The 24,872-nt window shown below is 70.8% G+C and carries 18 protein-coding genes and 1 tRNA gene; 9 read left to right on the top strand and 10 right to left on the bottom strand.

Annotation, left to right across the window (positions count from 1 at the left end; genetic code table 11):
* The first annotated feature begins 58 nt into the window (after positions 1-58).
* Both DN069_RS16635 and DN069_RS16640 read left to right on the top strand, forming a co-directional pair.
* Positions 59-142: transfer RNA gene (locus DN069_RS16635), tRNA-Leu, on the top strand.
* A gap of 378 nt (positions 143-520) precedes the next feature.
* Positions 521-2,155, top strand: a complete 1,635-nt coding sequence (locus DN069_RS16640) for an APC family permease (protein ID WP_111501783.1) — start codon at positions 521-523, stop codon at positions 2,153-2,155.
* Positions 2,156-2,229: 74 nt separating this feature from the next.
* On the opposite strand, the gene pyk is transcribed toward DN069_RS16640, so the two are convergent.
* On the bottom strand, positions 2,230-3,675 hold the full coding sequence (gene pyk, locus DN069_RS16645) for a pyruvate kinase (RefSeq protein WP_111501784.1): 1,446 nt from the start codon (positions 3,673-3,675) through the stop codon (positions 2,230-2,232).
* 194 nt (positions 3,676-3,869) lie between these two features.
* Here pyk and DN069_RS41595 point away from each other — a divergent pair, with 194 nt between their 5' ends.
* From DN069_RS41595 to DN069_RS16660, 4 genes are all read left to right on the top strand, one after another.
* Complete coding sequence (locus DN069_RS41595) at positions 3,870-5,048, top strand: EfeM/EfeO family lipoprotein (protein ID WP_243639320.1); 1,179 nt, start codon at positions 3,870-3,872, stop codon at positions 5,046-5,048.
* On the top strand, positions 5,045-6,256 hold the full coding sequence (efeB, locus tag DN069_RS41600) for an iron uptake transporter deferrochelatase/peroxidase subunit (protein WP_243639322.1): 1,212 nt from the start codon (positions 5,045-5,047) through the stop codon (positions 6,254-6,256). The genes DN069_RS41595 and efeB overlap by 4 nt, the downstream gene beginning before the upstream one ends.
* 130 nt (positions 6,257-6,386) lie before the next feature.
* Positions 6,387-8,243 (top strand): phospholipase C, encoded by a 1,857-nt coding sequence (locus tag DN069_RS16655; protein ID WP_111501785.1) that lies wholly within the window; start codon positions 6,387-6,389, stop codon positions 8,241-8,243.
* Positions 8,244-8,338: 95 nt separating this feature from the next.
* Positions 8,339-9,217, top strand: coding sequence for a hypothetical protein (locus DN069_RS16660; RefSeq protein ID WP_111501786.1), 879 nt, complete (start codon positions 8,339-8,341; stop codon positions 9,215-9,217).
* Between the two features lie 106 nt (positions 9,218-9,323).
* Here the strand turns inward: DN069_RS16660 and DN069_RS16665 are convergent, their stop codons facing one another.
* From DN069_RS16665 to DN069_RS16675, 3 genes are all read right to left on the bottom strand, one after another.
* Positions 9,324-10,787, bottom strand: a complete 1,464-nt coding sequence (locus tag DN069_RS16665; protein WP_111501787.1) for a glutamate synthase subunit beta — start codon at positions 10,785-10,787, stop codon at positions 9,324-9,326.
* Positions 10,780-15,384, bottom strand: coding sequence for a glutamate synthase large subunit (gene gltB, locus DN069_RS16670; RefSeq protein ID WP_111501788.1), 4,605 nt, complete (start codon positions 15,382-15,384; stop codon positions 10,780-10,782). Before gltB ends, DN069_RS16665 begins: the two co-directional genes overlap by 8 nt.
* Before the next feature lie 341 nt (positions 15,385-15,725).
* On the bottom strand, positions 15,726-16,175 hold the full coding sequence (locus DN069_RS16675) for an Lrp/AsnC family transcriptional regulator (RefSeq protein WP_111501789.1): 450 nt from the start codon (positions 16,173-16,175) through the stop codon (positions 15,726-15,728).
* Between the two features lie 84 nt (positions 16,176-16,259).
* Here DN069_RS16675 and aspA point away from each other — a divergent pair, with 84 nt between their 5' ends.
* Positions 16,260-17,660 carry an aspartate ammonia-lyase gene (aspA, locus tag DN069_RS16680; RefSeq protein WP_111501790.1) on the top strand — a complete coding sequence of 467 codons (1,401 nt, stop codon included), beginning with the start codon at positions 16,260-16,262 and terminating at the stop codon, positions 17,658-17,660.
* A 45-nt stretch (positions 17,661-17,705) separates the two neighbouring features.
* Here aspA and DN069_RS16685 read toward each other — a convergent pair whose 3' ends face one another.
* From DN069_RS16685 to DN069_RS16695, 3 genes are all read right to left on the bottom strand, one after another.
* Complete coding sequence (locus DN069_RS16685) at positions 17,706-18,434, bottom strand: VIT1/CCC1 transporter family protein (protein ID WP_111501791.1); 729 nt, start codon at positions 18,432-18,434, stop codon at positions 17,706-17,708.
* A gap of 110 nt (positions 18,435-18,544) precedes the next feature.
* Positions 18,545-19,228 carry an ABC transporter ATP-binding protein gene (locus DN069_RS16690; protein ID WP_111501792.1) on the bottom strand — a complete coding sequence of 228 codons (684 nt, stop codon included), beginning with the start codon at positions 19,226-19,228 and terminating at the stop codon, positions 18,545-18,547.
* Positions 19,225-20,298 (bottom strand): FtsX-like permease family protein, encoded by a 1,074-nt coding sequence (locus DN069_RS16695; RefSeq protein ID WP_111501793.1) that lies wholly within the window; start codon positions 20,296-20,298, stop codon positions 19,225-19,227. The genes DN069_RS16690 and DN069_RS16695 overlap by 4 nt, the downstream gene beginning before the upstream one ends.
* 157 nt (positions 20,299-20,455) lie before the next feature.
* On the opposite strand from DN069_RS16695, the gene DN069_RS16700 reads away from it, so the two are divergent.
* Together DN069_RS16700 and DN069_RS16705 are read left to right on the top strand one after the other, a co-directional pair.
* Positions 20,456-21,748, top strand: a complete 1,293-nt coding sequence (locus DN069_RS16700; RefSeq protein ID WP_341538476.1) for a sensor histidine kinase — start codon at positions 20,456-20,458, stop codon at positions 21,746-21,748.
* Positions 21,745-22,389, top strand: coding sequence for a response regulator (locus tag DN069_RS16705; RefSeq protein WP_111501795.1), 645 nt, complete (start codon positions 21,745-21,747; stop codon positions 22,387-22,389). The genes DN069_RS16700 and DN069_RS16705 overlap by 4 nt, the downstream gene beginning before the upstream one ends.
* A gap of 66 nt (positions 22,390-22,455) precedes the next feature.
* On the opposite strand, the gene DN069_RS16710 is transcribed toward DN069_RS16705, so the two are convergent.
* The 3 genes from DN069_RS16710 to DN069_RS16720 form a co-directional block, all read right to left on the bottom strand.
* Complete coding sequence (locus tag DN069_RS16710) at positions 22,456-23,328, bottom strand: DsbA family protein (RefSeq protein WP_111501796.1); 873 nt, start codon at positions 23,326-23,328, stop codon at positions 22,456-22,458.
* Positions 23,329-23,357: 29 nt separating this feature from the next.
* The gene (locus DN069_RS16715) at positions 23,358-23,807 is read right to left on the bottom strand and encodes a MauE/DoxX family redox-associated membrane protein (RefSeq protein ID WP_243639324.1); all 450 of its coding nucleotides are present in this window, start codon (positions 23,805-23,807) and stop codon (positions 23,358-23,360) included.
* An 87-nt stretch (positions 23,808-23,894) separates the two neighbouring features.
* Complete coding sequence (locus DN069_RS16720) at positions 23,895-24,743, bottom strand: DsbA family protein (protein ID WP_111501797.1); 849 nt, start codon at positions 24,741-24,743, stop codon at positions 23,895-23,897.
* Between the last annotated feature and the right edge of the window lie 129 nt (positions 24,744-24,872).

Raw genomic sequence — 24,872 nt, forward strand, 5'->3', positions numbered from 1 at the left:
AGCCTACCCAGCTGCGTCGAAGTGGGCGTACACGGTATGGTGCTGCTGCACACCAGCGGCCGGGTTGGTGGAACGGCATACACGGATGTCTCAAACACATCTGCCGAAAGGCTTGCGGGTTCGAATCCCGCACCCGGCACCACCCTCGGGCCCGCTTCGGCGGGCCCTTTCTCATATGCTGAGACAGTACCGCTGAGCGGACGTCCAGACGTGAAAGCGACGGCGCCCCAGAGCGCCCCTTACCCCCTGCCACCAGGTCGTCTGCATGCCGCCATTCACGCGGTCGAAGAATCCCATGCAGCAGGGTCGAAGACCTTGAGATTCTTAGGTCAACTCGCGTAGATCTCTGAATATTCTGTACCAGCCTGAGCCATGCTCAAATCTTCCTCAGCCACTTGAGCATTCTCTGAGCTGCTCTTACAGGCATCTATTCAGTAACGGTGTCTATGCATGGGATAAATATCGCCCTTACGGTTGGGCAACTCTCAAGCAACAGCTCCCCACCCTCGAGAGGCCTTGCATGAGCACGAGCACCCAACTGCCCTCATCCCCTGTCAAGGGCAGGACCCTCCGCCGAGAGGTCGGCCTGATCGGCCTGACGTGGGCATCCGTTGGTTCGATTATCGGATCCGGATGGCTCTATGGCGCCAAGAACGCCGTCATGGTGGCCGGCCCGGCCGCCGTCATCTCCTGGGGGATCGGCGCGATCGCCATCGTCCTGCTGGCCCTGGTGCACGCCGAGCTCGGTGGCATGTTCCCGGTCGCCGGCGGCACCGCGCGCTACCCGCACTACACCTTCGGCGGGCTCGCCGGCATGTCCTTCGGCTGGTTCTCCTGGCTGCAGGCCGCCACGGTCGCCCCGATCGAGGTCGAGGCCATGATCGGCTACGCCGGTCACTGGTCCTGGGCCGCGGGCTTCCAGAACGCCAACGGCACGCTGACCACCTCCGGCTTCCTGGTCGCCTGTGTGCTCATGGCGGTCTTCGTCGCGGTGAACTTCCTGGGCGTCAAGGTGCTCGCCCATACCAACAGCGCCGCGACCTGGTGGAAGATCTTCGTCCCGCTGGTGACGATCTTCGTGGTGGCGCTGACGCACTTCCACGGCAGCAACTTCACCTCGCACGGCTTCATGCCGTTCGGCGGCAAGGGCATCCTGGCCGCGATCAGCACCTCCGGCATCATCTTCGCGCTGCTCGGTTTCGAGCAGGCGATCCAGCTGGCCGGTGAGAGCAAGAACCCGAAGAAGGACATCCCCCGCGCCGTCCTCGGCTCGGTCGCCATCGGCGCCGCGATCTACGTCTTCCTGCAGGTCGCCTACATCGGTGCGCTGCCGGGCGCGTCCTTCGCCAAGGGCTGGGCCAACCTGGCCTACCAGGGCATCTCCGGCCCGTGGGCCGGTCTCGCCTCGCTGGTCGGCCTGGGCTGGCTCGCCGTGGTCCTCTACATCGACGCGGTGGTCTCCCCCGCCGGCACCGGCCTGATCTACACCACCTCCACCTCGCGCATCTCCTACGGTCTGAGCCGCAACGGCTACGCGCCGAAGCTGTTCGAGAGCACCGAGCGCCAGGGCGTGCCGTGGTTCGGCCTGATCATCTCCTTCGTGGTCGGCATCATCTGCTTCCTGCCGTTCCCGAGCTGGCAGGCGCTGGTCTCCTTCATCACCTCGGCCTCGGTGCTGATGTACGCGGGCGCCCCGCTCGCCTACGGCGCGCTGCGCAAGCAGCTGCCGGCGCGTGAGCGGCCCTACCGCCTGCCCTTCGGCCAGGTCATCTCGCCGCTGTCGTTCGTCATCGCGACCCTGATCATCTACTGGTCCGGCTGGGACACCCTGTGGCGTCTCGGCATCGCGATCCTGCTCGGCTACGCGCTGATGGGCGGCTACGCCTGGTACGCGAACGTCAGCGGCAAGCCCTACGCGCCGAAGATGGACTGGAAGTCCGCTCAGTGGCTGCCGGTCTACCTGATCGGCATCGGCCTGGTCTCCTGGCAGGGTCAGTTCGGCGGCACCGGCAACATCCCGCTCTGGGTCGACATCGCCATCGTCGCGGTCTTCGCCCTCGGCGTGTACTACTGGGCCATCGCCACCTCGCTGAAGACCGCCGAGATCGAGCGGAACATCGAGGACGTCGAGGTCGTGGACGAGGGCGGTCACTGACCCCCCTTCTGAATGACCGAGCCCGGCCGGAGCAGTGTCGCTCCGGCCGGGCTCCTTTGTCTGTCGCGTGCGGTCTACCGCTTGGTCGGCAGCGGCAGGTCGTCCTGGCCGACGTGGTGGACGCGGACCAGGTTGGTGGAGCCGGCCAGGCCGGGCGGGGAGCCGGCGGTGATGACGACGATGTCGCCGACCTTGCAGCGGCCGATGGCCAGCAACTGCGCGTCGACCTGCTCGATCATCTCGTCGGTGGTCCCCACGAAGGGACCGAGGAAGGTCTCCACGCCCCAGGTCAGCGCGAGTTGGCTGCGCACGGCCGGTTCGTAGGTGAAGGCCAGCACGGGGATCGGCGAGCGGTAGCGGGACAGCCGCCGCGCCGTGTCGCCGGACTGGGTGAACGCCACCAGGTAGCGGGCGTGCAGGAAGTCGCCGATCTCGGCGGCCGCGCGGGCCACCGCGCCGCCCTGGGTGCGCGGCTTGTTGGTGGTGGTCAGCGGCGGCAGACCCGCGGCGAGGATGTCCTCCTCCGCCGCGCAGACGATGCGGGACATCGTCTGGACCGTCTCCACCGGGAACTTGCCGACGCTGGTCTCGCCGGAAAGCATCACCGCGTCCGCGCCGTCGAGCACGGCGTTGGCGACGTCGGAGGCCTCGGCGCGGGTCGGCCGCGAGGCGCTGATCATGGAGTCGAGCATCTGCGTGGCGACGATGACCGGCTTGGCGTTGCGGCGGCAGAGCTTGATGGCGCGCTTCTGCACGAGCGGCACCTGCTCCAGCGGCATCTCGACGCCCAGGTCGCCGCGGGCGACCATGACGCCGTCGAAGGCGTCCACGATCTCTTCGAGCTTCTCGACGGCCTGCGGCTTCTCCACCTTGGCGATGACCGGGACGAAGCGCCCCTCCTCGCTCATGATGCGGTGGACGTCCTTGATGTCGTCCGCACTGCGGACGAAGGAGAGGGCGACCATGTCGGCGCCGATCCGGAGCCCCCAGCGCAGGTCGGCGACGTCCTTGTCGCTGAGCGCGGGAACGGAGACGGCCACACCGGGGAGGTTGAGGCCCTTGTGGTCGGAGACCATGCCGCCCTCGACGACGGTGCAGTGCACCTCGTGGCCGTCGACGGCGGTGACTTCGAGCGACACCCGGCCGTCGTCGACCAGGATGCGCTCACCGGGGGTGACGTCGTGGCACAGGCCCTTGTAGGTGGTGCCGCAACGGCGGCGGTCGCCCTCGACGTCCTCGGTGGTGATGGTGAAGGAGTCCCCGCGCTCGAGGAGCACGGGCCCCTCGGCGAAGGTCTCCAGACGGATCTTGGGGCCCTGCAGGTCGACCAGGATGCCGACGCTGTGGCCGGTCTCGTCGGTGGCCTTGCGGACTCGGCGGTAACGGTCCTCGTGCTCGGCGTAGGTGCCGTGGCTGAGGTTGAAGCGGGCCACGTCCATGCCGGCGTTCACGAGCGCTTTGATCTGCTCGAAGCTGTCGGAGGCGGGGCCTAGGGTACAGACGATTTTTGCTCGGCGCATGGAACGAGCCTAGGTCCTACCCATGGGTAGCTTCGGGGTGCTGGCGGTCCGTCAGATGTCTTTTGTCCGACGGAGCGTTGAAGATTCCGAAACGTACGCGCACGGTACGTGCACCTGAACTGCGGGGGAACACTTCCTTGCCGTACACGCCTCCCCCTGTCGAACGCTCGTCGCGGGTGCTTAGGCTTCCGCAAGTGGAACGGGGAAGACTGGAACGGGCCGGGCGCACGACGGCGCTGGCCGCGGCCGCAGCAGTCGCGCTGACCGGCGTGGCGGTATGGCAACTCTCGGGGGGCGCGCAGAGGTCGCCTGGCGCCGGCGTGGCGCAGGGCGACGGCTACGCCGCTCTCCCGCACGTCTCTGTCCAGACCTCCCCCGGCGGCTGCGGCACGGGCTGGGCCTCGGGGCACCCCGGGCTCCAGGTCTTCGACGTCACCAACAGCGGCGTCTCCCCCGCCGACGTCCAACTCGTCGAGCCGCGGAGCGGCGCGGTCCTGGGCGAGGTCGAGAGCCTGGCGCCGAACCGCTCCCGGCCGCTCCTCGTGCGCCTCGCGGCCGGCTCCTACGCCTTCCGCTGCCTGCAGCAGGACACCGACGCCGTCACCGGCCCGACCGTCACGGTCACCGGCGACGGTCGCGGAACGCCCGCCGTCGTGCCCGTCACCCAGCAGGACCTGATCCCCGCCGCGCTGGCCTACCAGCACTGGGTGGCCGGTCAACTGCCCGCCCTGGTCACGGACGTGGACGCGCTGCACAGCGCCGTCGCCTCCGGCGACCTGGCCGGCGCGAAGCAGCGCTGGCTCACCGCGCACCTCGCCTACGAGCGCCTCGGCGCGGCGTACGGGGCCTTCGGGGACGTGGACGGCGAGATCAACGGACCGCGCAGCCAGGCCACCGGCTTCCACGGCGTCGGGTACGGGCTGTGGCACCAGGGCTCGACCACGGGCCTGGAGCCGGTCGCGGCGAAGCTTCTCTCCGACGTGCAGGGGCTGGCCGCCGCCTGGCCGAAGGTGCAGCTGGATCCGGCCGTCCTCGGCGTGCGGGCGCACGAGATCGTCGAGAACGCCATCGAGTTCGAGCTCAGCGGCCGCACCGACTACGGCAGCGGCTCCAGCCTGGCGACGGTGGGCGCCAACCTCGACGGCACCGCCGAGGTGCTCTCCCTGCTGCGCCCGCTGCTGACCTCCCGCGTCCCGATGCCACAGATCGACGCGGCGATGGCGGCGGCCCGCGCGCAGCTCACGGCGGACGGGAGCGTACCGCTCGGCGGCCTCACCCAACCGCAGCGGGAGAGGTTGAACGCGGTGTTCGGGGACCTGGTCGAGCAGCTCGCGCCGGTGGCGGCCGTGCTGGACATTCGGAGGACGCAGTGAAGGACCTCGCACGGCGGTCCGTGCTGGCAGGCGCGCTGGCCACGGGGGCCGCGGCCGCGCTGACGGGCGCGGCCGCGTCCGCCCGGGCCTCCTCCCCCTCGGGGGAGTCCGAGCGCGGCTTCCACGGCGTGCACCAGGCGGGCATCCTGACGCCGAAGCGCAAGGTCGCCGCCTTCGTCTCCTTCGACGTCACCGCCGCCGACCGCGCCGGCCTGGCCGAGCTGTTCGCCACGCTGACCGACCGGGTGCGCGCGCTGACCTCGGGTGGCGTGCCCGAACCGCTCGGGATCAGCGCACCGCCCGCCGACTCCGGCGTGCTCGGGCCGGTCCCGCCCGGCGGCGCGCTCACCGCGCTGCTCGCCGTCGGCGCCTCCCTCTTCGACGAGCGCTTCGGGCTCGCCGGGCGGAAGCCCGCGCGGCTCGCCGCCATGCCGGACTTCCCCGACGACGACCTCGACCCCTCCGTCTGCCACGGCGACCTGCTGCTGCAGCTGGAGGCCGACGACACCGACGTGCTCGCCTACGCGCTGCGCGACCTGGCCCGGCACACCCGCGGCGGGATGCAGGTCCGGTGGCGGATCGACGGCTTCTCCTCCCCGCCGCGCCCGGTCGGCACGCCGCGCAACCTGATGGGGTTCCGCGACGGCACCGCCAACCCCGACACCACGGACGCCCGGCTGATGGACCGCCTGCTCTGGGTCGGCGCCGGGCAGGGCGAGCCCGCCTGGGCGGCCAACGGCTCCTACCTGGCCGTCCGGCTGATCCGGATGCTGGTGGAGTTCTGGGACCGGGTCGGCATCACCGAGCAGGAGCGGATGTTCGGCCGCCGCAAGGACTCCGGCGCTCCGCTGGACGGACGGACCGAGACCGACACACCCGACTTCGGCTCGGACCCGACCGGCGACGTCATCCCGATGGACTCGCACATCCGCCTGGCCAACCCGCGGACGCCGCAGAGCGCGGACCAGCGGCTGCTGCGCCGCGGCTTCAACTACGACCGGGGCACCGACGCCAACGGCAACCTCGACATGGGCCTGGTCTTCTGCGCGTTCCAGCAGGATCTGGAGCGTCAGTTCGCCACCGTGCAGCGGCGGCTGGCCGGGGAGCCGCTGGTCGACTACATCCGTCCCTTCGGCGGGGGCTACTTCTTCGCGCTCCCGGGTGTTACCGACCCGAACGACCGTTTTGCCCGAGGACTGCTCACATGATCTACGCGCGCAGAGACCAGGCTTCCCCTGCCGTTTACTGACCCGTCATCTGAGAGGTTCCGGCGCGTCGGCCGCTGCGCGAAAGATGCGGACGCGAAGTTCAAGAGTGTTGGCACGGAGGGGATGCGGGATGAGCGGCAACACGGATAGGACGACCGGCGCACGGCGCGGTCGGCGCTGGGCCGCGCTGGCGGGCGCGGCGGCACTGACGGTCGCCGCGGGCATCGCGCCGGCCTGGGCGGACTCGGCCGACAACGGAAACCACGGCGGGCACGGCAAGGTGCACACCACCACGCCGATCAAGCACCTGGTGGTGATCTTCCAGGAGAACGTCTCCTTCGACCACTACTTCGGCACCTACCCGAAGGCCGCCAACACCGACGGCACCCCGTTCACCGCGGCGAAGAACACGCCGAAGTCGAACAACCTGGTCAACTCCGGTCTGCTGACCAGCAACCCGAACCTCTATGCGCCGCAGCGCCTCTCCGGCAAGCAGGCCCTGACCTGCGACCAGAACCACAACTACACGCCGGAGCAGTACGCCGCCGACGGCGGCAAGATGGACAAGTTCGTCCAGTACACCTCCAAGGACACCTGCTCCGGCGGCCTGTTCGGCGCCCCGGGCCTGGCCATGGACTACTTCGACGGCAACACCGTCACGGCCATGTGGAACTACGCCCAGCACTACACGCTGAGCGACAACTCCTTCTCGGACGTCTACGGCCCGTCCACCCCCGGTGCCCTCAGCCTGGTCTCCGGCCAGACGCACGGCGTCGTCTCGGTCACCGGCAACGGCAGCACCACGAACCCGACGCAGACCACCACGCCGGACTCCTACACGGTGCACTCGCCCAATGCCCAGGGCGTCGGCACCGTCGTCGGCGACCCGGACCCGGCCTACGACGACTGCGCCGACAACAATCACGCCTCGAACAACCCGCTGGCCGAGATGCAGGGCAAGAACGTCGGCGACCTGCTCAACGCCAAGCACGTGACCTGGGGCTGGTTCCAGGGCGGTTTCCGTCCGACCACGGCGTACAACGGCACCAGCGGCTACGCGACCTGCGGCGCCACGCACACCAACGCCGGCGGCGCCACGGTCGCGGACTACAGCGCGCACCACAACCCGTTCGAGTACTACAAGTCGACCTCGAACCCGCACCACCTGGCCCCGGCGAGCGTGTCGGAGATCGGCAACGCCGGTCGCGCCAACCACGAGTACGACCTGACCGACTTCGACTCGGCGCTGGCCCACGGCAACCTGCCGGCCGTCAGCTTCCTGAAGGCGGGCGAGTACCAGGACGGCCACGCCGCCTACTCCGACCCGATCGACGAGCAGCACTTCCTGGTCCAGCAGATCAACGCGCTGGAGTCCTCCCCGGAGTGGTCCTCCACCGCGGTCGTCGTCGCCTACGACGACTCCGACGGCTGGTACGACCACGTCTACCACGCGCCGACCAACGGCTCGAAGGACAGCACCCAGGCCTCCGGCGGCGTCGCCACCGACTCCCCGGCCTGCCAGGCCGGTCCGGCCGCGAAGAAGGGCTACGCCGACCGCTGCGGCACCGGCCCGCGTCAGCCGCTGCTGCTGATCTCGCCCTACGCGCAGACCAACCACATCTCGCACACCTACACCTCGCAGTCCTCGATCACCCGCTTCATCGAGGACAACTGGCGGCTCGGCCGGATCGGCGACGGCTCCTTCGACGCCACGGCCGGTCACCTGAGCTACGGCTTCGACTTCAAGCACCCGAACAACGTGCGGGTGCTGCTCAACACCGACGGTTCGGTCGCTTCGGTGAAGCCGATCAAGCACGGTGACAACGGCGACACCCCCGAGGCGATCCAGGCCTCCCCGGCCGCGGCCTCGGCCACGTCCGACAACGGCGCGACGATGCTCTCCATCAGCCTGGGCGCGGCCGCCATCGCCGCCCTCGGCACCGGCTGGGCCGCCTCCCGCCGGGCGCGCCGCAAGGCCGCCGCGTAACGGCGGCAGCAAGCCGTAGGGGCCGGATCCGCGTCCGCGGGTCCGGCCCTGCGGCGTTGCGGGAACCGGCACGGACCGGCGCACGTCCCAGGGACATGCGCGTCACCCGAGCACTGATCCTCACAGCCGTCCTCCTGGCCGGCGCGGCCGGCTGCGCCTCGTCGCACCAGGTCGCGGTGGAACCGCCGGCCAGCACACTGGGCACCCCCTTCCCGCAGCGCGCGGCCCAACTCGCCGCCTCCTGGGTCGGCTCCCCCACGCAGCAGACCTGGGAGGCGGGCTACGTGCCTCTCGACGGCACGACGCAGCTCCCGGCCGGCGCGTTCCACTCGGGCGCGGACAAGGCGGCGTACCTGGCCGGGCAGTTCCACTTCTCCGTGACGCTGCCGACCGGTCCGACACAGCAGACCGTGCACTTCGACAGCGGCACCCGGGCGACCCGCCCCGGACTCAGCGCCGACCAGGCGCTGCGCACCGAGGGAACCGGCCACTGCCCCGCCGCCGGGGGCTGCCCGACCTGGCTGACGGTCACCGCCGCACGGGCCACGACCGAACGGGTGCGCACCAGCCAGGGCCCGGCGACGGTGCCCGCATGGGCCTTCCGGATCCAGGGCTACCAGGGCGAGTTCGTCTTTGCGGCGGTCAAGCCGGAGACGCTTCCCAACCCGGTCGACGAACCCAGGCTGAACGGCTACCAGGGAGCGTTGCTGGAGTCCGTCTCCGCCGACGGCCGCACGCTGACCCTCGGCGTGGCCACCGGCTGCGGTCAGCAGCCGCCGTCGGGTCTGGTCTACGAGACGAAGGACGTGGTGGTGGTCGGTGCGACCGACAAGCCCGTCTCCATGTCCCCCGGCACGGCCTGCCCAGCGGACCTGCGGCTCGCTCCCGTCGCGGTCCACCTGAACGACGTCCTGGACGGCCGCACCGTGATCAATGTCGGCTCCGGACTGCCCGAGGCGCCGACGCGCGGATAACGAACAACGGCACCAGCCCCCCGAACTTGGTCGGGGACAGGGGGCGGGTGCCGCTTCAGTTCGCCGCGTGCGATCCGGCGCCGTTGCAGGCCACGTGGCTGACCCGTCAGACCGTCAGCGGACGGTCCGTCGGGCGGATCGGGGCGGGCAGCGTGGAGGCGCGGCCCGAGAGGAAGGAGTCGACCGCCTTGGCCGCGGAGCGGCCTTCGGCGATGGCCCAGACGATCAGCGACTGGCCGCGGCCGGCGTCACCGGCCACGAAGACGCCATCGACGTTGGTGGCGAATCGACTGTCGCGGGCGACGTTGCCTCGCGCGTCAAGGTCCACACCGAGCTGCTCGACCAGGCCGTTCTTCACGTCGGTGCCCGTGAAGCCCATGGCCAGGGTGACCAGCTGGGCCGGGATGGCCCGCTCGGTGCCGGGGACCGGCTCGAAGCGGCCCTCGCGGAACACTACCTCAACCAGGTGGAGCTGCTGGACGTTGCCCTCCTCGTCCCCGGTGAAGTGGGTGGTGTTCACGGAGTAGATCCGCTCGCCGCCCTCCTCATGGGCCGAGGTGACCTTGAAGACCATCGGCATGGTCGGCCAGGGCTGGCCGGCGGGCCGGTCGTCGCTGGGCTGGGGCATGATCTCCAGCTGGGTCACCGACGCGGCGCCCTGGCGGTGCGCGGTGCCGACACAGTCGGCACCGGTGTCGCCGCCGCCGATGACCACGACGTGCTTGCCGGCGGCGCTGATCGGGGAGTCGACGTAGTCGCCTTCCTGCACCTTGTTGGCCAGCGGCAGGTACTCCATGGCCTGGTGGATGCCGGCCAGCTCGCGGCCCGGGACGTTCAGGTCGCGGGCGGTGGTCGCGCCGGCCGCGATCACGACCGCGTCGAAGCGCTCGCGCAGCTGACGGCCGGTGATGTCGACGCCCACCTCGACACCGGTGCGGAACCGGGTGCCCTCCGCGCGCATCTGCTCGACGCGGCGGTTGACGTGGCGCTTCTCCATCTTGAACTCGGGGATGCCGTAGCGCAGCAGGCCGCCGATGCGGTCGGCGCGCTCGTACACCACCACCGTGTGCCCGGCCCGGGTGAGCTGCTGGGCGACGGCCAGGCCCGAGGGGCCGGAGCCCACGACGGCGACCGTCTTGCCGGAGAGGCGGTCCGGGACCTGCGGCGTGACGCTGCCGTTGTCCCAGGCCTTGTCGATGATGGTGACCTCGACGTTCTTGATGGTCACCGCGTCCTGGTTGATGCCCAGGACACACGCCGACTCACACGGGGCCGGGCAGAGGCGACCGGTGAACTCCGGGAAGTTGTTGGTCGCGTGCAGGCGCTCGCTGGCGCCCTTCCAGTCGTCGCGGAAGGCCAGGTCGTTCCACTCGGGGATGAGGTTCCCGAGCGGGCAGCCGTTGTGGCAGAACGGGATGCCGCAGTCCATGCAGCGGCCGGCCTGCTTGCTGATGATGGGCAGCAGCGAGCGCTCGACGTAGACCTCGTTCCAGTCCCGGACGCGCTCGGCGACCGGACGGCGCTCGGCGAGCTGCTTGGGGGTGGTGAGGAAGCCCTTCGGGTCAGCCATTTGCCGCCTCCATCATCTTCCGGGTGGTCTCGGACTCGGAGAGTCCGTCTCGCTCGGCGGCGTCCTTGGCGGCGAGCACGGCCTTGTAGTCGGTGGGCATGATCTTGGAGAAGCGGGAGACGCCGCTGCCCCAGTCGGCCAGGAGCTCGGCTGCCACCGTGGAGCCGGTCTCCTCGTAGTGCTGCTGCACGGTCTCGCGCAGCCACTCGCGGTCCTTGGCGTCGGGCGCCTCGATGCCGACCTGGCCGCCGTTGACGTTGGCCGGACGCAGGTCGAGGACGTAGCCGATACCGCCGGACATGCCGGCCGCGAGGTTGCGGCCGGTCTCGCCGAGGATGACGACGCGACCACCGGTCATGTACTCCAGGCCGTGGTCGCCCACGCCCTCGACGACGAGGGTGGCGCCGGAGTTGCGGACGGCGAAGCGCTCACCGGCCTTGCCGCGCAGGTGGATCCGGCCCGAGGTGGCACCGTAGCCGACGGTGTTGCCGGCGATCACGTGGTTCTGCGCGTCGGCGCCGATCGCGGAGGCCTCGCGGGACGGGCGGACGATCACGACACCGCCGGACAGACCCTTGCCGACGTAGTCGTTGGTGTCGCCCTCGAGGCGGATGGTGACGCCGCGCGGCACGAAGGCGCCCAGCGACTGGCCGGCGGAGCCGGTCAGGGTGACGTCGATGGTGCCCTCGGGCAGACCCTCGCCGCGGTAACGCTTGGTCACCTCGTAGCCGAGCATGGTGCCGACGGTGCGGTTGACGTTGCGGACCGGCAGCTGGATCTTGACGGCGTCGCCGCGCTCCAGGGCGTCCTCGGCCAGCGCGATGAGCTGGTTGTCGAGGGCCTTGTCCAGCCCGTGGTCCTGGACCGTGGTCTGGTGCAGCGAGGAGCCGGTGTCCGGGACGTGCAGCAGCGGCGCGATGTCCAGGCCGCTGGCCTTCCAGTGGTCGATCGCCTCGGTCGCGTCGATGAACTCGGCGTGGCCGACGGCCTCCTCGATGGAGCGGAAGCCCAGCTCCGCGAGGATCTCGCGGACCTCCTCGGCGATGAACTCGAAGAAGTTCACCACGAACTCCGGCTTGCCGGAGAAGCGCTCGCGCAGCACCGGGTTCTGCGTGGCGACGCCGACGGGGCAGGTGTCCAGGTGGCAGACGCGCATCATGATGCAGCCGGAGACGACGAGCGGCGCGGTCGCGAAACCGAACTCCTCGGCGCCGAGCAGCGCGGCGATGACCACGTCGCGGCCTGTCTTCAGCTGGCCGTCGGTCTGCACGACGATGCGGTCGCGCAGGCCGTTGAGCAGCAGCGTCTGCTGGGTCTCGGCCAGGCCGAGCTCCCAGGGGCCACCGGCGTGCTTGAGGGAGGTCAGCGGGCTGGCGCCCGTTCCGCCGTCGTGGCCGGAGACCAGCACGACGTCCGCGTGGGCCTTGCTGACGCCCGCCGCGACCGTCCCGACGCCGACCTCGGAGACCAGCTTCACGTGGATGCGGGCGACCGGGTTGGCGTTCTTCAGGTCGTGGATGAGCTGGGCGAGGTCCTCGATGGAGTAGATGTCGTGGTGCGGCGGCGGGGAGATCAGGCCGACGCCGGGGGTGCTGTGCCGGGTCTTGGCCACCCACGGGTAGACCTTGTGGCCGGGCAGCTGACCGCCCTCACCGGGCTTGGCGCCCTGGGCCATCTTGATCTGGATGTCGTCCGCGTTGACCAGGTACTCGCTGGTGACGCCGAAGCGGCCGGAGGCGACCTGCTTGATCGCCGAGCGGCGCGCCGGGTCGTACAGGCGCTCCGGGTCCTCGCCGCCCTCACCGGTGTTGGACTTGCCACCGATCTGGTTCATGGCGATGGCGAGCGTCTCGTGGGCCTCCAGCGAGATGGACCCGTAGGACATCGCACCGGTCGAGAAGCGCTTGACGATCTCGGCGACCGACTCGACCTCCTCGATCGGGATCGGCCCGCGCTCGGCGCCCGGCTTGAACTTGAACAGTCCGCGCAGCGTCATCAGGCGCTCGGACTGCTCGTTCACGCGCGAGGTGTACTGCTTGAAGATGTCGTAGCGCTTGGTGCGGGTCGCGTGCTGGAGCCGGAAGACGGTCTCCGGGTCGAACAGGTGCGGCTCGCCCTCGCGGCGCCACTGGTACTCGCCGCCGATCTCCAGGCGACGGTGCGCCGGGGAGATGCCGGAGGCCGGGTAGGCCTGGGCGTGGCGGGCGGCGGTCTCCTTGGCGATCTCCTCCAGGGTGATCCCGCCGAGCTTGGTGGTGGTGCCCGCGAAGTAGGTGTCGACCAGCTCCTGGCCGAGGCCGATGGCCTCGAAGACCTGGGCGCCGCGGTAGGAGGCGACGGTGGAGATGCCCATCTTGGACATCACCTTCAGCACGCCCTTGCCCAGCGCCTTGATCAGGTTGCGGATCGCCTTCTCCGGCTCGATGCCGGTGATGAAGGTGCCCTGCGCGACCAGGTCCTCGACGGACTCCATGGCCAGGTAGGGGTTGACCGCGCCCGCGCCGTAGCCGATCAGCAGCGCGACGTGGTGCACCTCGCGCACGTCACCGGCCTCGACGATCAGGCCGACGTGGGTGCGCTGCTTGGTGCGGATCAGGTGGTGGTGCACCGCGGAGGTGAGCAGCAGCGAGGGGATCGGCGCGTGCTCGGCGTCCGAGTGGCGGTCGGAGAGCACGATCAGGCGGGCGCCGTCGGCGATCGCCGCGTCGGCCTCGGCCGCTATCTCCGCCAGGCGGGCGGCAAGCGCCTCGCCGCCGCCGGAGACCCGGTAGAGGCCGGAGAGCGTGACCGCCTTCAGGCCCGGCAGGTCGCCGTCCGCGTTGATGTGGATCAGCTTGGCCAGCTCGTCGTTGTCGATGACCGGGAACGGCACGACCACGGTGCGGCAGGAGGCGGCCTCGGGGTGCAGCAGGTTGCCCTCGGGGCCCAGGCTGGAGCCGAGCGAGGTGACCAGCTCCTCGCGGATCGCGTCCAACGGCGGGTTGGTGACCTGCGCGAACAGCTGGGTGAAGTAGTCGAAGAGCAGGCGCGGCTTGGAGCTGAGCGCGGCGATGGGCGAGTCGGTCCCCATCGAGCCGAGCGCCTCGCCACCGGTCTTCGCCATCGGCGCCAGGATGACGCGCAGCTCCTCCTCGGTGTAGCCGAAGGTCTGCTGGCGACGCGTCACCGACGCGTGGGTGTGCGCGATGTGCTCGCGCTCGGGCAGCGCGTCGAGCTTGATGGAGCCGGCGTGCAGCCACTCCTCGTAGGGGTGCTCGGCGGCGAGGGAGGACTTGATCTCCTCGTCGTCGACGATGCGGCCCTCGGCGGTGTCCACCAGGAACATCCGGCCCGGCTGCAGCCGGCCCTTGCGGACCACCTGGTCCTGCGGGATGTCGAGCACGCCCACCTCGGAGGCGAGCACGACCAGGCCGTCGGCGGTGACCCAGTAGCGGGCCGGACGCAGGCCGTTGCGGTCGAGCACGGCGCCGATCTGGGTGCCGTCGGTGAAGGTGACGCAGGCCGGACCGTCCCAGGGCTCGATCAGGTTCGAGTGGAACTGGTAGAAGGCGCGGCGGGCCTGGCTCATCGTGGCGTGGTTCTCCCACGCCTCCGGGATCATCATCAGCACCGCGTGCGGCAGCGAACGGCCGCCCAGGTGGAGCAGCTCCAGCACCTCGTCGAAGGAGGCGGTGTCGGAGTGGTCCGGGGTGCAGATCGGGAAGATCCGGTCCAGACCCTGCCCGTTCTTGTTGGCCGGGATGAGGTCGGTCGCCAGCTGCGACTCGCGGGCCGTCATCCAGTTGCGGTTGCCCTTGACGGTGTTGATCTCACCGTTGTGGGCGACGAAGCGGTACGGGTGCGCCAGCGGCCAGCTCGGGAAGGTGTTGGTGCTGAAGCGGGAGTGCACGAGACAGAGCGCGGAGGCGAACGACCGGTCCGAGAGGTCCGGGAAGAACGGCTCCAGCTGCCCGGTGGTGAGCATGCCCTTGTAGGCGATGGTGCGCGCGGACAGGGAGGGGAAGTAGACCCCGCTCTCCCGCTCGGCGCGCTTGCGCACGACGAAAGCGATCCGGTCCAGCTCCAGGCCGGCCCGGTGCTCCTCGGCGTCGGTGACGAAGAGCTGGCGGAAGCGCGGCATGACCGAGCGCGCGGTGGCGCCCAGCAGGTCGGGCGTCACCGGGACGTCGCGCCAGCCGAGGACGGTGAGGCCCTCCTCCGCGGCGATCGTCTCGATGGACGAGACAGCGGCGGCGTCGGCGGCGTCGTCGTCCGGCAGGAAGGCGATGCCCACGGCGTAGCGGCCCTGCTCGGGCAGCTCGAAGCCGACCTCCGCGGCCTTGGCCGTGAAGAAGGCGTGCGGGATCTGAGTCAGAATGCCGGCACCGTCACCCGAGTCCGGTTCGGAGCCGGTGGCCCCGCGGTGCTCGAGGTTGCGCAGAACGGTGAGCGCCTGCTGGATGATGCGGTGCTCGGCGTCCCCGCTGAGCGAAGCGACGAATCCGACGCCGCAGGCGTCGTGCTCGTTGCTGGGGTCGTACAGGCCCTGCTTCGCGGGGCGTGCGTCCGCCAGGGCGGCATAAGGCCGCGGGGCGGTGAACGCAGACGCAGGCAGCATTGGCTCTCCCGTCGTCGTGATCGGCATGGAGGTCAATTCACATGCGCATCCGGGACGACGCTGGCCCTTAGCGATTACGTGTGTGTTGCAAGTTACATGATGCCCGAGATTCCACTCAGTGGATTTTTCAGTCCATCATGTGGACGAGCCAGCTGCGTGCGGCCGTGGGTGGAGGCCGTGAAAAGGACATCCCGTGGGGGGGTCCGCCCGCTTCGTCCCCAGGGTCAGGGGTATTCGGACGTCCTCGCAAGTCTGCCCGATCGCCGCACCTGCGAAACAGGGGGTTCACGCGATTGCCCTGTGTGAGTAACACCACCTGGAATGCGCAGGTCCGCCCGTGTTCAGCGCTCGACCGGCAGGCCGACGGGCTCCTTGATCGGCTTCATGATGATCTGCGAGTTGACCGCGGTGACCCCGGGCAGCGTCGTCAGCTTCTCCGTCCAGAGCTTCTCGTAGGCGGCGAGATCGGCCACGGCCACGCGCAGCAGGCAGGCGGGGCTGCCCATCAGCCGGTACGCCTCGACGACGTCGGGGAGCGTCTGCAGCGCCTCCTCGAAGGCGGCCACCTCGCGGGTGTCGCGTTCGATCGAGACCAGCACCTCGAAGCCGCGTCCGACCGCGTCCGGGTCGACCACGGCGCGGTAGCCCTGGATCACCCCGTCCTGCTCCAGCTGGCGCACCCGGCGCATGCACGGCGAGGCCGTCAGGCCGACGCGCTGGGCCAGCTCCTGGTTGGTCAGCCGGCCGTCCTTCTGGAGCTCACGCAAGATCTCGCGGTCAATGTCATCCATGGCGCGATTATCCACCCTGGTTATGGGCCAGAGGAGGTTGAACAGGCAACCCGATTGCTCGGCATCAGCACTAATCTTGCGCCCATGCAAACGCGCAGCGAACACGACCTGCTCGGCGACCGTGCCGTCCCCGCCGACGCCTACTACGGCGTCCACACGCTCCGGGCGCTGGAGAACTTCCCCGTCACCGGCACGCCGATCTCGGCCTACCCGGAGCTGGTCGCGGCGCTGGCCTGCGTCAAGCAGGCGGCCGCGCTGGCCAACCGCGATCTGGGGCTGCTCGACCCGGACAAGGCCGACGCCATCGCAACCGCCTGCGAGGAGATCCGGGCGGGGCGGCTGCACGACCAGTTCGTGGTGGACGTGATCCAGGGCGGCGCCGGCACCTCGACCAACATGAACGCCAACGAGGTCGTCGCCAACCGCGCGCTGGAGCTGCTCGGGCACGCCAAGGGCGAGTACCGGCTGCTGCACCCGCTGGAGGACGTCAACGCCGGCCAGAGCACCAACGACGTCTACCCGACCGCGGTCAAGATCGCGCTGCACTTCGCCGCCCGCGCGCTGCTGGACACGATGGCGCACCTGCGGGACACGTTCGCCGCCAAGGCCGAGGAGTTCACGGACGTCCTGAAGATGGGCCGCACGCAGCTCCAGGACGCCGTGCCGATGACGCTCGGTCAGGAGTTCACCGCCTTCGCGGTGATGCTGGAGGAGGACCGCGGCCGACTGGCCGAGGCCTGCGCGCTGATCAGCGAGATCAACCTCGGCGGCACCGCGATCGGCACCGGCCTCAACGCCCACCCCGCCTACGCCGGCACGGCCTGCGCCCACCTCGGCGCGCTCACCGGTCTGCCGCTGGTGGTGGCCGGAGACCTGGTCGAGGCGACGCAGGACGCCGGGGCGTTCGTCCAGCTCTCCGGCGTGCTCAAGCGGATCGCGGTCAAGCTCTCCAAGACCTGCAACGACCTGCGGCTGCTCTCCTCCGGCCCGCGCACCGGGCTCGGCGAGATCAACCTGCCCGCCGTCCAGGCGGGTTCGAGCATCATGCCGGGCAAGGTCAACCCGGTGATCCCGGAGGCCGTCAACCAGATCGCCTTCGAGGTGATCGGCAACGACCTCACGGTGACCTTCGCCGCCGAGGCCGGGCAGCTACAGCTCAACGCCTTCGAGCCGATCATCGCCCACAGCCTGCTGAAGAGCCTGACGCATCTGCGGGCCGGCTGCGCGATCCTCGCCGAGCGGTGCGTCGTCGGCATCACCGCCAACCGCGACCACCTGGCCGAGCTGGTCGGCCGCTCCATCGGGCTGGTCACCGCGCTGAACCCGCACATCGGCTACGAGAACGCCACCGCCGTCGCCCAGGAGGCGCTGACGACCGGCATGCCGGTCCGCGAACTCGTGCTGCGCCGCGGGCTGTTGAGCGAGACGGCGCTGGACGAGCTGCTCCGCCCCGACAACCTCGCCCGGCCGCACGCGAGCGCGTGACCATGTGACCGCGCGACCGTGTGACTGCCTGATCGCGCGGGCGCGTCAGCCGATGTGACCGCCGATCAGGCCACCCAGGAAGAAGGTCACGCCCGCCGCGGCACCGCCCAGCACCAGCTGGCGCAGGCCGGAGAACCACCAGGTGCGGGCGGTGACCTTGCTGACGACGGCGCCCGCCGCGAACAGGCCCACCGCGGCGATGCCGATCGCCGGCAGCAGCGAGGTCGCCCCGAGCAGGTACGGAAGCAGCGGCAGCAGTGCGCCCAGCGCGAACGCGGTGAACGAGGAGACGGCCGCGACCAGCGGAGACGGCAGGTCGTACGGGTCGATGCCCATCTCCTCGCGGGCGTGCACCTCCAGGGCCCGCTCCGGGTCCGCGCTGAGCTGCTGCGCCACCTCGAACGCCAGCTTCGGCTCCACGCCGCGCTCGACGTAGAGCTGGGCGAGCTCGGCCAGCTCCTCCTCCGGGTTGCGCTCCAGCTCGCGGCGCTCGAGCGCCAGCTCCGCCTGGACCATCTCGCCCTGCGAGGCCACGGAGGTGTACTCCCCCGCGGCCATCGAGAACGCACCGGCCGCGAGACCGGCGAGCCCCGTCAGCACGATCACGTTGTGGCCGGCACTGCCGCCGACGACACCCGACATGAGCGCGAAGTTGGACACCAGGCCGTCCATCGCGCCGAACACCGCCGGGCGCAGCCAGCCGCCGTTCACGTCGCGGTGGTCGTGCTTGTACGCCTCGGCGGTCTCGGCTATGTCCTGGGCGCTCATCGTCATCGTCGTCACGCCTAGGAAGCTAACGCTTCCGGAATTCCATTTCCAGCAAGGCAGGACTGCCTTACTAACGCCCTGACCTGCGAAGTTAGGCATTCCTTCCCTAAGGAACGCTAGGCCGGGACGGCCTCGGCCAGGCGTCCGTCGACCATCTCCAGCACCCGGTCCGCGGCCCTGAGCTGGGCCTTGTCGTGGGTGACCATGATCGTCGCCGTGCCGTGCTCGCGGGTGATCCGGGCCAGCAGACCCACGATCTGCTCGCCGCGCTCGTGGTCCAGGGCGGAGGTGGGCTCGTCGACCAGCAGCACCGAGGGCTCCGCGAACAGGGCCCGCGCTATGTTGACGCGCTGACGCTCACCACCGGAGAGCTGGTGCGGGCGGCGGTGCTGCTTGCCGTCGGTCAGTCCGACGGAGGCCAGCAGGCTCTCGGCACGGGCGGCCACGGCGCGCGGCTTCTCACCGCGCAGGTGGGCGAGGGCCTGGAGCTGCTCGACCGCGGTCAGCGAGGCCAGCAGGTTGGACTGCTGGAAGACGATGCCGATCCGGTCGCGGCGCAACGCGGTGCGCTGGGCCGCGCTCAGCGCGCCCACGTCCTGGCCGCCGACGAGCACGCGGCCCGCGTCGGGCGTCAGCAGCGTCGCCGCGACGGCCAGCAGGCTGGACTTGCCGGAGCCGGAGGGACCGACCACCGCGGTGAACTCGCCGGCGGCGACCTCCAGGGAGACTCCGTCCAGCGCGGTGAGCCGACGGTCCCCGTCGGGGTACGTCAGGACGATGTCGGACAGGACGAGACTCATCGGTTGGCTCCCAGCGCGGTCAGTGGGTCGACGGAGGTGATACGGCGGACGGCGAGGGCGGCGCCGGCCAGGCCCAGCAGGACCATGACGACGACCGGGACGGCCACCGTCGCGGCGCCGAGGGTGAACGGCATGCCCGAGCCGCCGAGCACCGCGCCGCCGGCGAAGCCCACGACCGCCCCCGTCACGGCGCCGACCACCAGCAGGGCGAGGGCCTGTGCCAGGGCGTCGCGGACCAGGTAGCCGCTGGAGGCGCCGACGGCCTTGAGCACCGCGATGTCGGCCTTGCGCTGCACCGTCCACACCGTGAAGAACGCCCCGACCACGAGCGCGCTGACGGCGAAGAGGAAGCCCTGGATCATCTGCAGGCTGCCCTGCTCGGCCGAGAACCCGTCGATCCCGGCCAGCGCGCCCTCCCGGGAGACCGTCCGGGTGTTCTGCGCCGTGTCGAGCGCCGCCACGTCGGCGGAACCCGGGTCGACCACAAGGGCGTTGGGCTGCTTGGCACCGGTGACCCGGGACCAGGTGGCGGTCGGGGTCCAGACGCTGGGTGCGTGGGCGTAGGAGCGATCGGCGGTGATCGCGGAGACGGTGAGCGTCTCTCCGCCGACGGACACCTTGTCGCCGACGCGCAGCCTGCCGTCGTCCGCCACCTTCTGGCTCACCGCCACCTGGCCGGGCTGCGGGGCCGCGCCCGAGAGCACCGGCGGCAGCAGGTCGTCCGAGGCGCCGAAGACGCTGACCGAGGTGGCGCCGCCGTCGCCGGTCAGCCGGGACATGGCCACCCCGAGCGGCTCGACCCTGCCTATCCCGGGCGCGGCCGCGAAGGCCTGCTCCTGCTGGGGCGTGATCCCGCTGTTGCTGAAGGAGACCTCCGGCGTCGCGCCACGCGGCGCACCGAAGACGACGTCCTGCGTCGGCAACTGCGCGATCGAGGACGAGGCCGCGGAGGCGAGGCCGCCGGTGAGGCCGTACAGGAAGACCACGAGGGTGGTGATGAGCGTGACGACCGCGCCCATCAGGGCGAAGCGCCCCTTGGCGAAGCGGATGTCACGCAGGGCGACGAACACGGGAGGCACTCCTCGGAGCGGAAGGGACCGGCTGACGTCCTCCACGCTCGCCCATGAAGAGGGGCATGCCATCGGGGAGAGGATGGGTTCCGAATCAACCGAAAGGTTGATGGCCCCAGGACGCAGCCCGTCGCTGCCGGGACGTAGGGTCGATGCCGTGACCAGCACTCCCCCCGCACAGCACGACCCGGCACGGATGCCCGCGCTCCGGGTGATGCGGGTCGCCCTGCACGCCATGTTCTACCTGCTGCTGGTCATCGGTTGCCTCGGCGGCGGCGCCACCACCTGGGTGCTGGGTGCCGCGCTGGGCGCGGCCTACGCCTTCGGCGGGCTCTTCGCCCGGCCCGAGGCCGCCCGGCGGGACGGCCTGCTCTGGCTGGCGGCGGTCACCGTGCTCTGGGTGGCCCTGGCCGCGGCCTCCCCCGGCGCGGGCTACGTGGCCTTCCCGCTCTACTTCCTCTATCTGCACCTGCTGCCGGCGCGCTGGTCGGTGCCCTCGGTCGCGCTGCTGACGGGGGTCGTCATCGCGGCCCAGTCGACGACCTCGGGCGGGCTGACGCCGGCCAAGGTGATAGGGCCGTGCGCGGGCGCGGCCGTCGCGGTGTTGACGGCGTACGGATACGCCGGGCTGTACCGCGAGAGCCGGCGTCGTCAGGCGCTGATCGACGACCTGGTGCGCACCAGGGACGAGTTGGCCGAGTCCCAGCGCGAGGCCGGGCGGCTCGCCGAGCGGGCCAGGCTGGCCCGGGAGATCCACGACACGCTGGCCCAGGGGCTCTCCTCCATCGTGCTGCTGGCCCGCTCCGCGGAGTCGGCCCTGCCGTCCGGGGCGGAGGCGGCGGCCGAGCGGGTGCGCGAGATCGGCGCCACCGCCGGGGAGAACCTGACGGAGGCGCGCCGCTTCGTCGCGGCGCTGACGCCGCCCTCGCTGCAGGACGCGACGCTGGCCGAGGCGCTGCGCCGGGTCACCGCCGGCTGCGGTCCGGTCCCCCGGGTCGCCTTCCACCTCGACGGCGAGCCCTGCCCGCTGCCGCTCGAGGCCGAGGTCGCGCTGCTGCGCCTGACCCAGGAGGCGCTGGCCAACGTGCAGCGCCACGCCCGTGCCGAGCGGGCCGCGGTCACCCTCTCCTACCTGGACGACGAGGTCACCCTCGACGTGTTCGACGACGGCGTCGGCTTCACCCCCGACGCGCCGGAGGGCACCGGGGGTTCGGCCGGCCGTCCGCGCTTCGGCCTGCACGGCATGCGGGAGCGGATCGCCGAGCTCGGCGGCACGCTGACCATCGAGTCCGCGCCCGGCGAGGGCACGGCCGTCGCCGCCGCGATCCCGCTGCGCGGACCGCACGCCCAGCCTGATCCTGCGCCGTCCCAGCACGCGCCTGCCGTGACCCAGCCCGTCGAATCCACCGCCCGCCCGCACCCCGTGCATCCCGTGGAGCGCGCCTCGTGATCACCGTCGTCCTGGTCGACGACCACCCCGTCGTCCGGCGCGGCCTGCGGGCCCTGCTGGAGGAGCTGCCCGAGCTGGAGCCGGTCGGCGAGGCCGCCGACGGAGCCGAGGCCCTACGGCTGCTGGAGCAGTTCGCCGCGGACGGCCGTCCCCGGCCCGACGTGGTGCTGATGGATCTGCAGATGGGCTCCGGCATGCACGGCGTGGAGACCACACGCCGGCTCACCGCGCTCCCCGATCCCCCGGCCGTGCTGATCCTGACCACCTACAGCACCGACGCGGACATCCTCTCCGCGGTCGAGGCCGGGGCCACGGGCTATCTGCTCAAGGATGCCCCGCCCGAGGAGCTGGCCTCGGCCATCCGTGCCGCGGCCAAGGGCGAGACGGTGCTCGCGCCGCCCGTCGCCGCCCGGCTGCTGGGCCGCTCCCGCCCGGGGCGGCCGGTGCTCTCCCCGCGTGAGCTGGAGATCCTGGAGCTGCTGGCCGAGGGTCTGCCGAACCGGCAGATCTCCAAGCGCCTCTTCATCAGCGAGGCCACGGTGAAGACCCATCTCGTGCACATCTACGACAAGTTGGGCGTCGACAGCCGCACCTCCGCGGTCGCCGCCGCCATGCAGACGGGGCTGATCCGCGCCCGGTAGTCGGGCGGCGGATCAGCCCCGAAGGCCGACCTCACCTCAGGAGTGGCCGGCTCAGGAGTGGCCGGCTCAGGAGTGGCCGGCCCCCGCCGACGCGGGCAGGTTGTTGTGGGCGGTCGGCGAGGCGAGGGCCTGGGCGCTGGCCGAGGGGATGCTCGCCAGCGGCTTGCCCTTGTTCGCGGTGTCGACCCACTTGGTGAAGTTGGCCGGCGAGATGTCCTCACCGTTGTACGTCGAGTAGGCGGAGGTGCCGTTGAGCAGCACCGTCGGTGTGGAGTTGTAGCCGGACTTGTCGAAGTCCGACTGCACCGCCGTCACCCAGCTGCCGTAGGTGTTGTTGTTGACGCAGGACTCGAAGGCGGGCGAGTCCAGCCCGGGCACCTGCTTGGCCAGGCTGATCAGGATGGTCTTGTCGGCCCAGGCGTCGTTGGTCTCGTCCGGCTGGTTGGCGTAGAGAACGTCGTGGTAGTTGTGGAACAGCCCGACGTTCTGCGCGCAGGCCAGCGCGTTGGCCGCGTTCTTCGAGCCCTTGCCGCCGTCGTGGCGGTCGATGAACGACGCGATGTGGTACTGGATCTGGATCTTGCCCTGGGCCAGCAGCTGGTTGATGGTGCTCTTCATCCCGGTCTCGAACTGCTCGCAGGCCGGGCAGCGCGGGTCCTCGTAGATGGTGACCGTGCTGGGCGCGGTGGTCCCGCCGACGGGGATCAGCAGCCTGGTGTTGCCGACCGTGCCGGCCGGCGCGTCCGCGGCGGCGTTGTAGCTGCTGGAGCGGCCGTTCTGCACCACGATGCCGATCACGACCGCCGCCGCGATGACGACCAGCGCCGCCAGGATGACGGTGAGCTGGCGCCGCTTGCGGGCCGCCGCCTCCTGCTTGGCGCGCTCCGCCTGCATGCGTTCACGCGCGCTGCGCTTGCCGCCGTCGTTCTTGTTGCTCATCACGTCTTCTGTTCTGTCGGTGTGTTGACTCATGCGGTCAGCCACCCGTCCAGCGACAGCCGGGTCTTCGGACGCCAGATCAGCCAGCCCGACAACAGCAGGAAGCCGCAGTCGCGCAGGATCTCCTGCCAGTACTGCGTCTTCGAGGCGGCCACCGCGCCGCCGCCGCCGAAGCAGCCGCAGTCGATGGAGATCCCGCGCGCCCAGACCGAGGCGATCGAACCGATGTAGACGAGCAGCAGCACGCCGGAGATGACCGCGGCGATCCGCGTCCCGAGGCCGACCAGGAGCAGCAGCGCGAGCGCCAGCTCCAGGAACGGCAGGCCGTAGCCGAAGGGCTTCACCAGCGACTCGGGCAGGATCCGGTAGACGCGCACGGCCTGCGCCGCGGCCTGTGGATCCGAGATCTTCGCCAGGCCCGCCCAGGCCCAGACGACGGCCAGGCCGATGCGCACGGCCGTGCCGATCCAGGCCACCACGGCGGTCCCCCTCCTTGCCCCGGGCTCCTCCCGCCCGGCTCTGCCAATTGGGACCAATCCTGCCTTACGTTCTTTAACGGGCATGCGTCATTCTCCGCGATTCGCAGCATTCTCCACAAAGCGCTGGAGCGCGGACGGGTCGTCGAGCAGCTCCGGATGCGCCCAGAGGTCGACCTCGCCACCGTTCAGCAGCATCGACGGGGTGCCGTGGTGCACCCCCGCGGTGTCGTAGAGGTGCTGGGCGGCGTCGACCCAGGGCCTCCAGTAGAGCGTGCGAACCTCGGAGTCGAACGCCGCCGACCGCAGTCCCGGCACCCTGGCGGCCAGGGCCAGCAGGCGATCGGTGGTGAAGCCGTCCACCTCCTCCGGGCCCTGATTGGCCAGCAGCAGGGCGTGGAACAGCGGGAACTCCCCGTGGGCCAGCGCGGCGCGCGCCGCGTCGGCGGCGGACACGGCGCCGGGACCGGGCAGACGTTCGTCGAGTGACGACTCCATCACGTAGTGGACGAGCACCCGGTGACGGGCGATCAGACTGCGCAGCATCGACCCCTGGCGGGCCTCGAAGTTGGCCGTCTCGGAGCAGCGGTAGTCCTCGAAGAGGGTCAGCTGCACGGGCGCGTCCGCGTAGCCGACGTCGATGCTCACACCGTCGGCGTCCAGCCGGGCCGGCAGGCCGAGGGCAACGGCGCGGTCCGGCACGTCCGCGAAGACCGGACCGGCCTGCGGCTTGGTCTGCGGCTTGGACTGCGCGGGCCGCGGTTGCGGCTTGGCAGGGCCCGCATGATGACGGTGACGGTGGCTCACGTGGTGGCCGTGATGCGGGTGGCGCGCCTCGGCCAGCGCCTGGTTGACGGTGGATTCGGCGGCCACCGCAAGGGTGAGCACAAGGGCGGCGACGGCGGCCCGGGCCGCCCTGCTGCGCTGGGGATTCGGCACGGGTCCTCCTCGACGGCCTCACGGGAGGCGGCTCCGGACGGACACGCACGCCCCACTCGCGATCATCGGCGACCCCGCGCGGCCTCCCCGGCCGCGCCACGCGCCCCGTCGCCTGATCGGGCGAGTGCC

This window comes from Streptacidiphilus pinicola (genome assembly GCF_003258295.1).
GTDB classification, from domain to species: Bacteria; Actinomycetota; Actinomycetes; order Streptomycetales; family Streptomycetaceae; genus Streptacidiphilus; species Streptacidiphilus pinicola.

Bases quoted from the DNA above. Each gene is read 5' to 3' on its own strand.
- gltB (WP_111501788.1), bottom strand. From the start codon at position 15,384: ATGCTGCCTGCGTCTGCGTTCACCGCCCCGCGGCCTTATGCCGCCCTG.
- DN069_RS16675 (WP_111501789.1), bottom strand. From the start codon at position 16,175: ATGGATGACATTGACCGCGAGATCTTGCGTGAGCTCCAGAAGGACGGC.
- DN069_RS16710 (WP_111501796.1), bottom strand. From the start codon at position 23,328: ATGAGCAACAAGAACGACGGCGGCAAGCGCAGCGCGCGTGAACGCATG.
- DN069_RS16685 (WP_111501791.1), bottom strand. From the start codon at position 18,434: ATGACGATGAGCGCCCAGGACATAGCCGAGACCGCCGAGGCGTACAAG.
- DN069_RS16665 (WP_111501787.1), bottom strand. From the start codon at position 10,787: ATGGCTGACCCGAAGGGCTTCCTCACCACCCCCAAGCAGCTCGCCGAG.
- DN069_RS16655 (WP_111501785.1), top strand. From the start codon at position 6,387: ATGAGCGGCAACACGGATAGGACGACCGGCGCACGGCGCGGTCGGCGC.
- DN069_RS16690 (WP_111501792.1), bottom strand. From the start codon at position 19,228: ATGAGTCTCGTCCTGTCCGACATCGTCCTGACGTACCCCGACGGGGAC.
- DN069_RS16640 (WP_111501783.1), top strand. From the start codon at position 521: ATGAGCACGAGCACCCAACTGCCCTCATCCCCTGTCAAGGGCAGGACC.
- pyk (WP_111501784.1), bottom strand. From the start codon at position 3,675: ATGCGCCGAGCAAAAATCGTCTGTACCCTAGGCCCCGCCTCCGACAGC.
- DN069_RS16660 (WP_111501786.1), top strand. From the start codon at position 8,339: ATGCGCGTCACCCGAGCACTGATCCTCACAGCCGTCCTCCTGGCCGGC.
- aspA (WP_111501790.1), top strand. From the start codon at position 16,260: ATGCAAACGCGCAGCGAACACGACCTGCTCGGCGACCGTGCCGTCCCC.